Below are 14,626 nucleotides of genomic sequence, written 5' to 3'. Positions count from 1 at the left end.
GCGGTCCATGGATCCCCATTCCCGAACCGCACCCGGCCTGCCCCTGCCGAGTGCCCAGTCGCCCCCGTCGCCGACCGCCGCCGAACGAGCGAAACCCCCCACGGCCTTCACTCGAACTTCCGGTGGTCCCGGAGGCACACCCGACGGCGTACAGCTTTCGGTATACGGGAGCGGGAGGCGAGGCATTTCACCTCTGGCTGAAACACCGTGGTGACGTGCTGTGATGAGTCGCATAGCCTGGGGCGGGGGAAGTTGCAGGTGCAACATCACGGGGGGCTCGGTGCTGCGCATCCATATGTCCGGATTGGACCTCTCCAGAGTGCGGATGGCCGCCCGGCCGGACGCGCTGTGGGAAACCGTTCTGAGCTTCCACCGGCTGAGGGACCGGCGCGGCGCCGCGGTGTTCGGGGCATGGCGTACGGAGACCCGGAACCGGCTGGACGGTGACGTACGCCTGCTGGCTGCGCTGATTCCGCTGCGGGGCTACTTCCCGGACTTCCTGACCCCTTCACAGGGCGGTGGCGAGCCGTACGGCATCGACGCCGGGATCGAAGCACTGCGCGGTACCGAGCCCCGACGGGTCGACGCCGAACTCGCCCTGCTGGAAGCCGAACGCCGCGAGGCGGGCCGTACCCCGGACGGCAGCGCCGAGATGCTCGGCCGGCTCGGCGCCGCCCTGCGCGGCTACCACCGCGCCGCGATCGAACCGTACTGGTCGCACATCCGGGCCGGCGTCGAGGCCGACCGCGCCATCCGCGGCCGTGCTCTGCTGGACGGCGGGGCGGACCAACTGCTCGCCTCCCTTCCGCCCATGATCCGCTGGCGACCCCCGGTGCTGGAGGCGGACTACCCCGTCGACCGTGAACTCCACCTGGACGGGAGGGGGTTGCTGCTCCAGCCGTCCTACTTCTGTCGCGTCACCCCGGTCGTCCACCGCGATCCGCAGCTCCCGCCGGTGCTCGTCTACCCGGTCACCCGCCCCCGTGCCCCGGTCTTCGCCGAACCGGGACCCTGGCTCGGCCGGCTCCTGGGCCACACCCGTTCATCCGTCCTGAGAGCCATCGGCAACGGCTGCACGACCAGCGAACTCGCCCTCCGGGCAGGGGTCTCGCTCGCCTCGGCGAGCCAGCACGCCGGGGTGCTGCGCGAGGCCGGTCTGATCGACACCCTGCGGCACGGCAGCTCCGTCCTCCATACGCTCACCCCGCTCGGCGGTGAACTGCTCCGGGGCGGCGCTCCGCTCGCCGCGCAGTGATGCCGGGGGCAGAATTCTTCATCAGCACCGATGAGTCCGGTACGGCCGGGCGGTCTACCCGTCGTCAACGCGTTCGGACATCGGGTTCGAACAGGAGAGAGCGGAACGGCCATGCAACAGATGATCTTCGTGAACCTGCCGGTCAAGGACCTGGAGACGACCAAGGGCTTCTTCGGCAAGCTCGGCTTCTCGTGCAACCCGCAGTTCAGCGACGAGAACACCGCGTGTCTCGTCATCAGCGACACCATCTTCGTCATGCTCCTCACGGAGCCCCGCTTCAGGGAGTTCACCAAGAAGGAGGTCGCCGACGCCTCGGCGTCCACCGAGGTGATCCTCGCCCTGAGCGCGGAGAGCCGGGAGAAGGTCGACGAACTGGTCGACACCGCGCTCGCCTCCGGAGGATCGCCCGCCAATCCGCCGATGGACTTCGGCTCGATGTACGGCCGTTCCTTCCAGGACCCGGACCACCACATCTGGGAGGTCATGTGGATGGATCCCGCGGCCGTCGAGGGACACCAGAGCTAGCCAGGGCGTGTTCCGAAAGTCCCGTCTGCTCGGCGACGCCTGGCACGCACGCTCGCTGCGTTGTCGGGCTCACCCCGATACACCCGGTATCGGGGCGACCCTCCGCCTTGCGATCGCACGCACCAGACGCCGCCGAGCCTGCCCTTCGGGCAGACGACGCCACTTTCGAAACACGCCCTGATCCGCCGGCCGGCGGGGGAGCGGACCTCAGGGAGCGAGGTCCGCGTACGCCACCCCGGTGAGCTGCTCGGACGCCACCCACAGCCGCTCGCTCGACACATCGTCCCGCGTCCAGGCCGCCCGCCAGGACGGGGCCGGTGCGCCGCGCCAGCCCAGCAGCCCCGGCCCGGTGAACGAATCGGGGCGCACACCGGGCGCGGTGGCCGCGTACAGGGTGGGCAGCGCACCGGACGATGCCGGTTGGGCGGCGATCCGGTTGCCGATCCCGAACACCCGCTCCGCCATCCTGCGGTTCTCCATGCGGGCGCCCGCGGCCTGGAGATTGGTGGCCGCGTATCCAGGGTGCGCCGCGGCCGCCACGACGTCGGACCCGGCTGCCGAGAGCCGCCGGGCGAGCTCGTGGACGAAGAGCAGATTGGCGGTTTTCGAGCGGGCGTAGGCGACCCAACGACGGTACTTGCGCTCGCTGTTGAGATCCCCGATGTCGATGTCGGACAGGGCGTGCACGATGCTGGAGACACTCACCACGCGCGCCCCGGGGGTGGCGAGGAGTTTCGGCAGCAGCAGTCCGGTGAGGGCGAAGTGCCCGAGGTGGTTGACGCCGAACTGCCGCTCGAAACCGTCGGCCGTCCTCCCGTACGGAAGGGCCATCACTCCCGCGTTGTTGATCAGTAGATCGAGCCGGTCGGGCGCGTGGGCCGCGGCGAAGGTGTGGACGGAATCGAGAGCCGCCAGATCGAGCGGTACGAACTCCACGTCCGCGCCGGGCACGGCCCTCCGGATGCGGGTCTCGGCCTCCCTGCCGCGCGTCTCGTCACGGCAGGCGAGCAGCACCCGCGCACCGCGCCGGGCCAGCTCCCGCGCGGTGATCAGCCCGATGCCGCTGTTGGCTCCGGTGACCACCGCCGTACGGCCGCTCTGATCGGGGATGCCGCTCGCGTTCCAGCCGTGGCTCATGGGCCAAGCGTACGACCGGGGCGCGCCCCGCGGACGGGCCGGAGGGCCCCGGATTCCGCCCGGTCGGCCCGAGTTCGCCGGACCCGCGAGGATGCGGCCCGGGCCGGAGGCCCGGGTGGATCCGCACCTCAGGGTTGGCCCGGCTTTTCCCGATCCGTCCCCAGCGGTTGGACGTAGCACGTATCGGGTCCTTAGGGTCGCGCCCATGCCCGACATAGCACTCATCACCCTGGTCGTCCTCTGCCTCGCCGCAGCCGCGGCCGGCTGGATCGACGCGGTGGTCGGCGGCGGCGGACTGCTCCTGCTGCCCGCGCTGCTGCTGGGACTGCCGCACGTCCCCGCCGCACAGGTCCTCGGCACGAACAAGGCGATCGCGATCGTCGGTACGTCGGGCGCCGCCGTGACGTACGCGCGCAGGGCGCCGGTGAAGGTCGCCACGGCCCTGCGGATCGGGCTCGCGGCGCTGGCCGGCTCGATGGCCGGGGCGTTCTTCGCCGCCGGTATCAGCAGTGAGGTGTTGCGTCCGGTCATCATGGTCGCGCTGCTGGCGGTCGCGGTGTTCGTGATGCTGCGGCCCTCGTTCGGCAGGGCGGCGGACGACGGCACGCGGCGCAGGGTGACCCGCGCCCGCACCGTCGCCGCGATCGTGCTGGTCGGCGGCGGCATCGGCTTCTACGACGGGTTGTTCGGCCCCGGCACCGGAACGTTCCTGGTGCTGGCGCTGACCGCGGTGCTCCACCTTGATCTGGTGACGGCGTCCGCCACCGCCAAGATCGTCAACGTCTGCACCAACGGCGGGGCGCTGGCGATGTTCGCCTACCAGGGCAACGTGATGTGGCAACTGGCCGCGCTGATGGCGGTGTTCAACCTGGCCGGCGGGTTGCTCGGGGCCCGGATGGCGCTCAGCAGGGGCAGCGGCTTCGTCCGCGGGGTGCTGCTGGTCGTGGTGTTCTCACTGGTCGCCAAGCTGGCGTTCGACCAGTGGGCGGCCTGAGCGACCGGCATCGGGCGGCCGGTTTCACCGCACCGCGGTGAGGTGGGCGTAGGCCACCACATTGCCCTGGTATCCCGTTGTCTTCGAGAATCCGCCGCCGCAGGTGATCAGCCGCAGCGAGGCGTAGGGCGAGGCGCCGTACACCTTCTTGTCGGGAAAGTTCTTGTTCGGGTAGACCTCGATCGCGTCGAGCGAGAAGACCGCCGTGCGCCCGTCCTGACGGACCACCTCGACGGTGCCGCCTTTCTGCAGGGTGCCCAGGTTGTAGAAGACGGACGGCCCCTGTGCGTTGTCGACATGGCCGGCGACGATCGCGCTGCCCGCGGAGCCGGGCGCTGTGCCGCCCTGGTACCAGCCGACGACATTGCGGCTCCCGGCCGGCGGCACTTCGAGGCTGCCGTCGGCCTGGAGCCCCAGTCGGTTCACCGGTGCGTCCACCCGGATGCTCGGGATTCGGATGCGTACAGGTGCCGAGGGATTCAGCGGCGCCGCGACCGGAGACCCGGGCTGGAGTTCGGGGCCGCCCGTGTAGGCCTGGGCGGCGGTCGGCTGCGGCGGGAGCAGCGTCGCGTCGGCGCCGTGCCGGATCAGCCAGATGCCGGCCAGGGCCGAGAGGACCAGCAGCCAGTTCTTGGCCTTGTGGGACACGGTCGTCCTCCGGATGACGGAACAACGGAACAGGGGGTAGGGGGACGGTCCCGCCCCGGCGGCACGCGGCCACCGGGACGGGAACCAGGCGGTTCGGAGAGGTGAATCCCGTCTCCGTCAGCCGGCTGCCTGCGTGCCGCTCGCCCGACGACGCAGGAGCCAGGCTCCGCCGACGGCGGTCGCGGCGAGTACGCCGGCTCCCGCCGCGATCTGGGAGGTGTCGGATCGGACGCTGCCGCCGACACCTGTTTTGACGTGCCCGCTGGGGGAGCCGGACCCGGACTGACTGCCACTCCCGGAGGAGCTGTCCCGCCCTGAAGACGAACTGTCGCGCCCTGACGACGAGCTGTCGCGCCCGGACGAGGAGCTGTCGCGCCCTGACGACGAGCTGTCCCGTCCGGACGAGGAGCCGTCCCGCCCTGACGATGAACTGTCGCGCCCGGAGGAGGAACTCTCCCGGTCGGACGACGAGTTGTCCCGCTCGTTCGAACTGTCCCGCCCGGACGATGAGTTGTCGCGATTCGTCGACCTCTCGTCCCCGGAGGCGGCGCCGAGTCCGGAGAGGGCGTTGAGCCCCCCGACGGAGTCGAGCAGGGAAGGAATGTCGAGGCCGGAGGAATTGCTCCCGCGTCCCTCGTCGTTCTGTCCCTCGGGGCCGCCATCGGCCCGTGGTGCGGACGCAGGGTGGGCCGGTAGTGCGCCGGCCTCGTCCGCGTGGGCGAGGGGGCCGGAGAGGGCGAGGGCGAGCGCGGTCAGGGCGGCCACGGAAGCGGCGGCAGCGGCCACGGAGGGAGCAGGACGCATGAGGGTTCCTTCGGCGGATGGTGCGAGTTGGTGTGTCCTGACTCCGAGCTAACGGGTGGCTCGCTCTCCATGCCTGCTGATGCCGAGTCAGCTTGCACCCGAACGGTCCGGCGCGCCGCTCTTGCCGAAGCGCATGCGTGCAGGTCGCGGCGGTGATGGGGGTGAGCCTCACCGATTGCACGGAAAGGGCTGCCGATCGGGTGAGGCCGCTCCTGGGGACGTGGCGTACCTCACACGCATGACCGTGCGGGGGACGGGCACACATTCGGCAGCCCCCACGGGAACGGCGGACCGGGCCGTATCCGGTCACCGCCCTCGTCGGGCCCGTCCCCCGGGGTCCGGCGAGGGCGCGCACCCCAATCCGGGAGGCGTTCTGCGACGCGCCGGCCACCGCAAGGACGGATTCCCGGCTCCGCCAGAGCGCGACGGGTTGACCTCAACCAAGGTTGACGTACGAGTCTCTCCCCATGGATCTCGCTCCAGCACCCTCGCCCTTTGCCGTCATGGCCCACTCCACCACGCCCTTGGAGGTGGCGGTCGTCCTCGCCAGTAATCGCGAGGGGCGGTTGGCCCCGGTGGTCGCCAACTGGTTCCTCTCGCACACCGTCGGTCACCCCGGCCTCGCGACCGACCTGATCGACATCGCGGAACTCGACCTGCCGGTCGCGCTCTCCCACCGGCCCGACGACGATGCGCAGTCCCGACTGGCCCCGGTGTCCGCCCGGTTGGCGCGGGCCGACGCCTTTGTCGTCATCACCCCCGAGTACAACCACTCGTACCCGGCTCCGCTGAAGAACCTGATCGACTGGCACCGCGCCGAGTGGCAGGCCAAGCCCGTCGCCTTCGTCTCGTACGGCGGAGTCTCCGGAGGCCTGCGCGCCGTCGAGCACCTGAGGCAGGTGTTCGCGGAACTGCACGGCGTCGGCATCCGGGACACGGTCTCGTTCCACAACGCGGGCGCCCTGTTCGACGAGGAGGGCAGGCCCAGGGACCCGGCGGGCTGCGACGCGGCGGCCAGGAAGCTGCTGGACCAGCTGGTCTGGTGGGGGCGCGCGCTCCGTGACGCCAAAGCCGCCCATCCGTACGGCGTCCCGACAACGGGCATCATGCCGTGAGGCCCCCGACAATCGACGGAGGAGCAAGGCCTCCCCAACCGACACCGAGGAGCCGAAGGTGACGAAGCCGGCATGGCTGACTGTGCTGACCACGACGGACAGCGAGGACAAGGCCCATTCCCTGGCGCAGGGCGTGGTGGAGGCGCGTCTCGCCGCCTGTGTACAGATCGCCGCGCCCGTCATCTCGGTCTACCGCTGGCAGGACACCATCGAGACCACCCGGGAGTGGCAACTGCTGTTCAAGACGACGGCCGAGCGGTACGACGAACTGGAGGCGCACCTTCTGGCGGCCCACGACTACGAGACACCGGAGATCGTCGCGATCCCGGTGGTACGGGGCAGCGCCCGCTATCTCGACTGGGTCTCGGCCGAGACCGCCCCGGTCGTCCCTCTGTAGGGACGGGACCGCGCCGTCACGGGCCCGGCGGAGAGCCGACGCCCGGCCTCTTCGCGGAACCGTGCCGGACCTGGGTCCGGACCGCGCGCCGGACCTGGGGCTGGGCCTCGCGCCGGACCTGGGGCTGGGCCTCGCGCCGGACGTGGCGCCGGACCGCGCGCCGGGCGGTCCGGCGCGCCTCAGTCCGGGTCCGCCGCCAGGGCCTTCGCGATCCCGGTCTCCTTCGGCCCCAGGAAGTGCGGGTCCGGCTCGAACAGGGCCTCCATCGCGGCTTTCCCCGCCGCGAACAGCTCCCGCGTCCCGCCGTAGTACCAGGTCACATCGTGTGCGGCGCCGACGCCGACCCCGTACGCATCGATCCCCGCGGCCCGGCACAGTGCGATCGCTCGCCGAATGTGGAAGTCCTGGCTCACCAGCACCGCGCGGTCGACGCCGAAGATCTTCTTGGCCCGTACACAGGAGTCCCAGGTGTCGAACCCGGCGAAGTCGCTCACGATCCGCCGGTCCGGCACCCCGCGCGCCCGGAGATACCCGCGCATGGCGTCCGGTTCGTCGTACTCCTTCCGGCTGTTGTCGCCGGTCACGAGGACGACCTTCACGCTCCCGGCCCGGTACAGCTCGGCGGCCGCCGCCAGCCGGTCCGCGAGATACGGCGACGGCCGGCCCTCCTGGAGCCCCGCCCCGAACACCACGGCGACCTGCTGGGCGGGCACGTCCGCGACCGTCCTGATACGGGCGTCGGCGACGGAGTGCAACCAGGTCGCGGGCGCCAGCGCCGCCGCACAGGCGACCATCACCCCTTGCACGAGCCGCCGCTGCCCGCGCCGGGTCCGCGGCCGACGCGGCCGCAGTCGCCGAAGCCACCCCGTCCGCCCCGGCTGTTTCTCCCCCATGAGTGCCTCCTGCCCTCGCTGCTCGCGTCGTGTGCACGGTGCGCTGTCCCACATGATCGGACGAGCGACAGGGAGAAGCGGTTCTCCCTCCTTCCCTTCCTCCTCCGTCCCGTCGGTTCCGGCACGCTCCGGCGCCGACACGGCCCGCCCGTCACCCTGGTGCAACAGCCAGGCAACCTCGGCGCTGCACAATCGGTCCATGACGGACTCGGTATCGGCACATCCGGACAAGTCCCTGCCTCTCGACAGCACGGCGCAACTGTTCACCCGCATCACGGCCCAGCTCGGCACCCAGCTCGTCCTCGTCTCCCGGAACGGAAGCCGGCGGACCGCGCAGGCCCCTGACCCGGGACCGGTGCGGCCATGCGCGGCCGGAGCGGCGACCGATCAGCGCCCGCCCCGAACCTCCCGCCGCGCATCCGCCTGAGCCCTCTTCGGCGGCCCGGCCGTCTACTGTCGGAACCATGGACGGCATCGACGGCATGGACGGTACGCAGGGAACCCGGGGCCACGGAGCGGCCTCCCACGGCACGACTCCCTACGGCGCGGCCGACGCCGAGCGCTGGGACACCGAGCCGGACAAACGGCCCGAGCGCACCGCGTTCCAACGGGACCGCGCCCGGGTGCTGCACTCCGCCGCGCTGCGCCGGCTCGCCGGGAAGACCCAGGTCGTCACCCCGGGCACCCGCAGCCATGCGTGGGACGCCAGTCCCCGGACCCGGCTCACCCACTCCCTGGAATGTGCCCAGGTCGGGCGGGAACTCGGGGCGGCACTGGGCTGCGACCCCGATCTGGTCGAGACCGCCTGCCTCGCCCACGACCTGGGGCATCCGCCGTTCGGGCACAACGGGGAGCAGGCGCTCAACGACTTCGCCTCGGACTGCGGCGGCTTCGAGGGCAACGCCCAGTCGCTGCGGCTGCTGACCCGACTCGAACCGAAGCGGTTCGTGCCCGACACACGGACCGGCGAACTGGTCAGTGTCGGACTCAACCTGACCCGCGCCGCTCTGGACGCGGCCACCAAGTACCCGTGGCCGCGCGGCCGGCACCCCTTCGACCCCGGTTCGTCGAAATTCGGTGTGTACGAGGACGACCTCCCGGTCTTCGAGTGGGTCCGCCACGGCGCCCCGAAGGACCGCACCTGCTTCGAGGCCCAGGTCATGGACTGGTCCGACGACGTCGCGTACTCGGTGCACGACTTCGAGGACGGGCTGCACGCCGGGCACATCGACCCCGACCGCCTCTCGGCCGAGCCCGAGCGGAACGAGATCTGGGCGGTCGCCATCGGCCGCTACGTCCCGGTGGACACCGACCCCCAGGAACTGGCCGAAGCCCTGGACCGGCTCACCGGCCAGGACTGGTGGCCGCACGGCTACGACGGATCCGCCGTCGCCCAGGCCCGGCTGAAGGACGCGACGAGCCAGCTGATCGGCCGGTTCTGTCTCGCTGCCGAGCGGAGCACCCGACTGGCGTACGGCACGGGCCGTCTCGGCCGGTACGCCGCCGCACTCGTCGTCCCCCGTGAGGCGCGCAACGAGTGCGCCGTGCTCAAGGCGGTCGCCGACCGGTACGTCATGCAGCGCGCCGAGCAGGAGGCGATCCGCGCCGACCAGCGGGTCGTGATCGCGGAGCTGGCCGCCGCGCTGACCGCGCGGGCACCGCAGGGGCTGGAGCCGCAGTTCCGTGCCCTGTTCCACGCCGCCCGCGACGACCGGGCCCGCAAGCGGGTCCTGGTCGACCAGATCGCCGCCCTGACCGACGCCTCCGCCCGCTCCCTGCACGCGAGCCTCACCGGCCGCGGTTGACCCACCGGGTCTGCGGACCCTCCCGCGCCCACCGGTCCCGGCCCGGCGCGGTGAGCAGGAAGCCCCCGGGACGGCCTCCCGCCCCGGGGCAGGAATCCCCGCTCCGGGGCGGGAGGCACATCAACTGATCGGGGTACACCCACTTTCGCCATCACGCTGCGTGCGGGACGCTCGCAGTCGGGCCCCGCGCACTCAGCACCGAGGAGGCATCACGTGGTCGACGCACACCGGACGTTCGTCATCGTCGGCGGAGGACTGGCCGGAGCGAAGGCGGCCGAGACGCTCAGGGCGGAAGGTTTCAGCGGCCGGGTGATCCTGCTCGGCGACGAACGCGACCATCCGTACGAACGGCCTCCGCTCTCCAAGGGCTACCTCACCGGCAAGGAGGAACGGGAGAGCGTCTTCATCCACGAGACGGCCTGGTACGCGGGCGCCGACATCGAACTCCACTTGGGCCAGCCCGTCACCGGCCTCGACCGGGTGGGCCGCTCCGTGGAGCTCGGCGACGGCACCGTCGTCCACTACGACAAGCTGCTGCTCGCCACCGGGGCCGAGCCGCGCCGTCTCCCCATTCCGGGCACGGACCTGACCGGCGTCCACCATCTGCGCCGTCTCGCCCACTCCGACCGGCTGCGCAACGTACTGACCTCCCTCGGCCGGGACAACGGCCATCTGGTCATCGCCGGGGCCGGCTGGATCGGCCTGGAGGTCGCGGCCGCGGCGCGCGGATACGGCGCCGAGGTCACCGTCGTCGAACCGGAGCCGACCCCCTTGCACCAGGCCGTCGGGCCCGAACTCGGGCAGATCTTCACCGAGCTGCACAGCGACCACGGGGTCCGCTTCCACTTCGGCCTGCGCCTCACCGAGATCATCGGCCAGGACGGTCTGGTGCTCGCGGTACGCACCGACGACGGCGAGGAACACCCCGCCCACGATGTGCTCGCGGCGATCGGCGCCGCCCCCCGCACCGCCCTCGCGGAGGCCGCGGGGCTGGCCATCGCATCGCGCCGGGACGGCGGCGGCATCGCCGTCGACGCCTCCCTGCGCACCTCCGACCCGCACATCTTCGCCGCCGGTGACGTCGCCAACGTGGCGCATCCGCTGCTCGGGGCCCGGCTGCGGGTGGAGCACTGGGCGAACGCCCTGCACAGCGGACCGGCCGCGGCCCGCGCCATGCTCGGCCAGGAGGTCAGCTACGACCGGGTGCCGTACTTCTTCTCCGACCAGTACGACCTCGGCCTCGAATACTCGGGCTGGGCGCCGCCGGGCAGCTACGACCAGGTGGTGATCCGCGGGGACGCGGGGAAGCGCGAGTTCATCGCCTTCTGGCTGAAGGACCTCCGGGTGCTGGCCGGGATGAACGTCAATGTGTGGGACGTCACCGAGGCCGTGCAGAAGCTGATCCGGTCGGGCCGGCAGGTCGACCCGGACGCGCTGGCGGACCCGTCGGTACCGTTGGCCTCCCTGAGCTGATCCGAGCCGCTCCGGGCCGCTGCGCGCCGGCCCGGAGCGGCCGGCACGTACCCCGCCGGTACGCGGCGCCCGGCGGGCCCCGTCCGGTCCGGGTTCCGTGGATCACACCGCCGCACAGCACGGTTGTCGCACCTCACCCGTAGAATTCACCCGTGGCAGGCAGGATCAATGACGACGACGTGAAGGCGGTACGGGACGCGGTCCCGATCGACGCCGTCGTATCCGACTACCTCCAGCTGCGCAACGCGGGTGGTGGCAACCTCAAGGGTCTCTGCCCGTTCCACGACGAGAAGTCCCCCTCCTTCCAGGTCAGCCCGAGCAAGGGTCTCTTCCACTGCTTCGGCTGCCAGGAGGGCGGCGACACGATCGCCTTCGTGATGAAGATCGACCATCTCTCGTTCTCCGAGACGGTCGAGCGGCTCGCCGCCAAGGCGGGCATCACCCTGCGGTACGAGGAGGGCGGGTACAACCCCTCCCACCAGCGCGGTGAGCGCATCCGTCTGGTCGAGGCACACAAGGCGGCCGCCCAGTTCTACGTCGAGCAGCTGGACGGACCCGAGGCCGAGATCGGCCGGAAGTTCCTCGCCGAGCGCGGCTTCGACCAGGCCGCCGCCACGCACTTCGGCATCGGCTACAGCCCGGCCGGCTGGGACCACCTCACCCGCTATCTGCGCGGCAAGGGCTTCAGCGACAAGGAGCTGATCGCCTCCGGCCTCTCCCAGGACGGCAGGCGCGGCCCCATCGACCGCTTCCGCGGGCGGCTGATGTGGCCGATCACCGACACCTCCGGCGATGTCGTCGGCTTCGGCGCCCGCAGGCTGCGCGAGGACGACAACGGACCGAAGTACCTCAACACCCCCGAGACCGCGATCTACAAGAAGTCCCAGGTGCTGTACGGCATCGACCTGGCGAAGAAGGACATCGCCAAGGCCAGCCGGGCCGTGGTCGTCGAGGGGTACACCGACGTCATGGCCTGCCACCTCGCCGGGATCACCACCGCCATCGCCACCTGCGGCACGGCCTTCGGCGGCGACCACATCAAGATCCTGCGCCGCCTCCTGATGGACAACGGCAGTGCCCGGGTGATCTTCACCTTCGACGGGGACGCGGCCGGGCAGAAGGCGGCCCTGCGCGCCTTCGAGGACGACCAGAAGTTCGCCGCCGAGACGTACATCGCGATCGCCCCGGACAACATGGACCCGTGCGATCTGCGCCTGGCCAAGGGCGACGAGGCCGTCCGCGACCTGGTCGAACCCCGCACCCCGCTCTTCGAGTTCGCGCTCCGTCAGATCGTCGGCCGGTACGACCTGGAGACCCCGGCGGGCCGCGGCGCGGCGCTCGACGAGGCGGCACCCGTGGTCGCCCGGATCAAGAACAGCTCCTCGCAGCACGAGGTCGCCGTCCAGCTGGCCGGCATGCTCGGCATCCTGGACACCCAGTTCGTGGTCAAGCGCGTCGCCCAGCTCGCCCGCTGGGCCCGCGAGCGCGGCGAGCAGCGGGGCCCCGCACAGGCCCCGCCCCGTGGCGGTCAGCAGTACCAGCAGGTCCGGGCCCCTGCCGTCTCCGGCCCCGCCCTCAACCTCCGCAGCCCCGCCCACCGCACCGAGCGCGAGCTGCTGAAGCTCGCCCTGCAGAAGCCCGCACTCGTCTCACCGGCCTTCGACGCCTACGGGACCGACGAGTTCACCGCCCCGCCGTACGCCGCCGTCCGGCAGTGCATCGAGGAGGCGGGCGGCGCCGAGACGGGTGTCCCGGAGACCCGCGAATACCTGGTCCGGGTGCTGGACGCGGCGCCCGACGACACGGTGCGCAACCTGGTCACCGAGCTGGCGGTCGAGGTCTTCCGCGGCAAGACCATCGACGAGACCTACGCGGGCATGCAGCTCGTCCAGGTCCGGCTGCGCGCCGTCGACCGCCGGATCAACGACGTACAGGGCAGTCTCGCCCGGCTCGGCAGCAAGGTCGCCCCGGACCATCTCGCGGCTGCGCAGAACGAGGTCTGGGTCCTCCAGCAGTACGCCCAGTCCCTGCGCAACAACGGCGCCGACGCGCTCTGACACAGCCTCCCGGAGCCATGACCAGGCAGGTGTGCCGGCCAGGTCCGGTCACCGTCGCACCACCCGGCCGCCGGACGGACCCGGCGCCCGCCCGTCCGGGCCCGGTCCGGCACGCGTCCGGTCGCGGACGGCCTCAGAAAGTCTCCGCACGCCCCTCGTGGCAGCGCTGTGTCTTCCCCCACACTGGGGTCGGTGCCTGAGTCATCGGAGCGCGGCCGGCCGCCGGACGGTGGTCCTTCGTCCCCGCGTCCGGCAGCGATCACCTGGAGGTCGCCCCCGTGCAGACCCGGACCCCGACCACAACCGAGCGTGTCTCGGCCATCCCCGCGCAGGACCGGGCCGTCCACCATCCGGAGGCCGCGGCGGAGCCGCCGACACCGTCCAGCCCCTCCGACCTGTCCGACCCGTACGGGGCACTCATGGAGGAGCTGCCGCAGGCCCCCGAACCACCGGAGCCGCGGGGCCGCCCGGGGACCACGGCCCCGTCCTCGGACCTCTTCCGCCAGTATCTGCGCGAGATCGGCCGGATTCCGCTGCTCACCGCCGCCGACGAGGTGGAGCTCGCCCGTCGTGTCGAGGCCGGTCTCTTCGCCGAGGAACGCCTCGCCACCGCCCCGGACCCGGACACCCGGCTGGCCGTCGACCTCGACCGGCTGGTGGTGATGGGGCGGATGGCCAAGCGCCGCCTCATCGAGGCCAACCTGCGCCTCGTGGTCTCCGTCGCCAAACGCTATGTCGGCCGCGGGCTGACCATGCTCGATCTGGTCCAGGAAGGAAACCTCGGACTGATCAGAGCGGTCGAGAAGTTCGACTACACCCGGGGATACAAGTTCTCCACGTACGCGACCTGGTGGATCCGGCAGGCCATGTCCCGCGCCCTCGCCGACCAGGCACGGACCATACGGGTCCCGGTCCATGTCGTCGAACTGATCAACCGCGTCGTACGGGTCCAGCGCCGGATGCTCCAGGAGCGCGGCTACGAGCCCACGCCCGAGGAGGTCGCCCACCAGCTCGACCTCACCCCGGAACGGGTCGGCGAAGTGCTGCGGCTCGCCCAGGAACCCGTCTCGCTGCACGCCCCGGTGGGTGAGGAGGAGGACATCGCCCTGGGTGACCTGATCGAGGACGGCGACGCCGCGTCCCCGGCCGAGTCCGCCGCGTTCCTGCTGCTGCGTGAGCACCTGGAGGCGGTGCTCTCCACACTCAACGAGCGCGAGCGGAAGGTGGTCCAGCTGCGCTACGGGCTGGTCGACGGACGGCCCCGCACGCTCGAGGAGATCGGCCGGCTCTTCGGTGTGACCCGCGAACGCATCCGCCAGATCGAGTCCAAGACCCTCAACAAACTCCGGGATCACGCCTTCGCCGACCAGCTCCGCGGTTACCTCGACTGACTCCGCGACGGCGCGGGGCCCGTACCTCCGCCGGAGGTATCGGCGCTGGGCAGGCTCGGGACGAACACCAGGTAGCCGGCGGCCGCGTAGTGGGTGGCGAGGTCCGCCATGTTGCCGCCGGAGCGGGCGAAT

13 protein-coding genes and 1 pseudogene are annotated in these 14,626 nt (G+C 71.5%); 10 read left to right on the top strand and 4 right to left on the bottom strand.

Annotated elements, in window-relative coordinates; genetic code table 11:
* Positions 1-280: 280 nt before the first annotated feature.
* Positions 281-1,255 carry a winged helix-turn-helix domain-containing protein gene (locus tag AB0L71_RS19145; RefSeq protein WP_365244349.1) on the top strand — a complete coding sequence of 325 codons (975 nt, stop codon included), beginning with the start codon at positions 281-283 and terminating at the stop codon, positions 1,253-1,255.
* A 111-nt stretch (positions 1,256-1,366) separates the two neighbouring features.
* Positions 1,367-1,780 carry a VOC family protein gene (locus tag AB0L71_RS19140; protein WP_365244033.1) on the top strand — a complete coding sequence of 138 codons (414 nt, stop codon included), beginning with the start codon at positions 1,367-1,369 and terminating at the stop codon, positions 1,778-1,780.
* A gap of 207 nt (positions 1,781-1,987) precedes the next feature.
* Here AB0L71_RS19140 and AB0L71_RS19135 read toward each other — a convergent pair whose 3' ends face one another.
* Positions 1,988-2,917 (bottom strand): oxidoreductase, encoded by a 930-nt coding sequence (locus AB0L71_RS19135; RefSeq protein ID WP_365244032.1) that lies wholly within the window; start codon positions 2,915-2,917, stop codon positions 1,988-1,990.
* A 205-nt stretch (positions 2,918-3,122) separates the two neighbouring features.
* Between AB0L71_RS19135 and AB0L71_RS19130 the strand changes: the two genes are divergently transcribed.
* Positions 3,123-3,911, top strand: coding sequence for a TSUP family transporter (locus AB0L71_RS19130; protein ID WP_365244030.1), 789 nt, complete (start codon positions 3,123-3,125; stop codon positions 3,909-3,911).
* 24 nt (positions 3,912-3,935) lie between these two features.
* Here the strand turns inward: AB0L71_RS19130 and AB0L71_RS19125 are convergent, their stop codons facing one another.
* Together AB0L71_RS19125 and AB0L71_RS19120 are read right to left on the bottom strand one after the other, a co-directional pair.
* Positions 3,936-4,559, bottom strand: coding sequence for a class F sortase (locus AB0L71_RS19125; protein ID WP_365244028.1), 624 nt, complete (start codon positions 4,557-4,559; stop codon positions 3,936-3,938).
* A gap of 117 nt (positions 4,560-4,676) precedes the next feature.
* The gene (locus tag AB0L71_RS19120; protein ID WP_365244026.1) at positions 4,677-5,363 is read right to left on the bottom strand and encodes a hypothetical protein; all 687 of its coding nucleotides are present in this window, start codon (positions 5,361-5,363) and stop codon (positions 4,677-4,679) included.
* 467 nt (positions 5,364-5,830) lie between these two features.
* On the opposite strand from AB0L71_RS19120, the gene AB0L71_RS19115 reads away from it, so the two are divergent.
* Both AB0L71_RS19115 and cutA read left to right on the top strand, forming a co-directional pair.
* Complete coding sequence (locus AB0L71_RS19115; protein WP_365244024.1) at positions 5,831-6,478, top strand: NAD(P)H-dependent oxidoreductase; 648 nt, start codon at positions 5,831-5,833, stop codon at positions 6,476-6,478.
* Positions 6,479-6,536: 58 nt separating this feature from the next.
* Positions 6,537-6,875: a divalent-cation tolerance protein CutA gene (cutA, locus tag AB0L71_RS19110; RefSeq protein WP_365244022.1), complete on the top strand. Its 339-nt coding sequence runs from the start codon at positions 6,537-6,539 to the stop codon at positions 6,873-6,875.
* A gap of 179 nt (positions 6,876-7,054) precedes the next feature.
* Here the strand turns inward: cutA and AB0L71_RS19105 are convergent, their stop codons facing one another.
* Positions 7,055-7,768, bottom strand: a complete 714-nt coding sequence (locus AB0L71_RS19105) for an ElyC/SanA/YdcF family protein (RefSeq protein ID WP_365244020.1) — start codon at positions 7,766-7,768, stop codon at positions 7,055-7,057.
* A gap of 199 nt (positions 7,769-7,967) precedes the next feature.
* On the opposite strand from AB0L71_RS19105, the pseudogene AB0L71_RS19100 reads away from it, so the two are divergent.
* The 5 genes and pseudogenes from AB0L71_RS19100 to AB0L71_RS19080 all read left to right on the top strand — a co-directional run.
* Positions 7,968-8,096 (top strand): annotated as a pseudogene (locus tag AB0L71_RS19100) (sirohydrochlorin chelatase); the annotation flags it as partial.
* A gap of 154 nt (positions 8,097-8,250) precedes the next feature.
* Positions 8,251-9,573 carry a deoxyguanosinetriphosphate triphosphohydrolase gene (locus tag AB0L71_RS19095; protein ID WP_365244346.1) on the top strand — a complete coding sequence of 441 codons (1,323 nt, stop codon included), beginning with the start codon at positions 8,251-8,253 and terminating at the stop codon, positions 9,571-9,573.
* A gap of 213 nt (positions 9,574-9,786) precedes the next feature.
* The gene (locus AB0L71_RS19090; protein WP_365244018.1) at positions 9,787-11,046 is read left to right on the top strand and encodes an FAD-dependent oxidoreductase; all 1,260 of its coding nucleotides are present in this window, start codon (positions 9,787-9,789) and stop codon (positions 11,044-11,046) included.
* Between the two features lie 152 nt (positions 11,047-11,198).
* Positions 11,199-13,103, top strand: coding sequence for a DNA primase (gene dnaG / locus AB0L71_RS19085; RefSeq protein WP_365244016.1), 1,905 nt, complete (start codon positions 11,199-11,201; stop codon positions 13,101-13,103).
* Between the two features lie 278 nt (positions 13,104-13,381).
* Positions 13,382-14,494 carry an RNA polymerase sigma factor gene (locus AB0L71_RS19080; protein ID WP_365244014.1) on the top strand — a complete coding sequence of 371 codons (1,113 nt, stop codon included), beginning with the start codon at positions 13,382-13,384 and terminating at the stop codon, positions 14,492-14,494.
* Positions 14,495-14,626: the final 132 nt, after the last annotated feature.

It is taken from the genome of Streptomyces sp. NPDC052052 (assembly GCF_040680455.1).
Taxonomy (GTDB): domain Bacteria; phylum Actinomycetota; class Actinomycetes; order Streptomycetales; family Streptomycetaceae; genus Streptomyces.
Note: the sequence above shows the minus strand (reverse complement) of the source record. Positions and strands in the feature narration are given on the sequence as shown.

Bases quoted from the DNA above. Each gene is read 5' to 3' on its own strand.
- AB0L71_RS19140 (WP_365244033.1), top strand. From the start codon at position 1,367: ATGCAACAGATGATCTTCGTGAACCTGCCGGTCAAGGACCTGGAGACG.
- AB0L71_RS19135 (WP_365244032.1), bottom strand. From the start codon at position 2,917: ATGAGCCACGGCTGGAACGCGAGCGGCATCCCCGATCAGAGCGGCCGT.
- AB0L71_RS19130 (WP_365244030.1), top strand. From the start codon at position 3,123: ATGCCCGACATAGCACTCATCACCCTGGTCGTCCTCTGCCTCGCCGCA.
- AB0L71_RS19120 (WP_365244026.1), bottom strand. From the start codon at position 5,363: ATGCGTCCTGCTCCCTCCGTGGCCGCTGCCGCCGCTTCCGTGGCCGCC.
- AB0L71_RS19115 (WP_365244024.1), top strand. From the start codon at position 5,831: ATGGATCTCGCTCCAGCACCCTCGCCCTTTGCCGTCATGGCCCACTCC.
- AB0L71_RS19105 (WP_365244020.1), bottom strand. From the start codon at position 7,768: ATGGGGGAGAAACAGCCGGGGCGGACGGGGTGGCTTCGGCGACTGCGG.
- AB0L71_RS19095 (WP_365244346.1), top strand. From the start codon at position 8,251: ATGGACGGTACGCAGGGAACCCGGGGCCACGGAGCGGCCTCCCACGGC.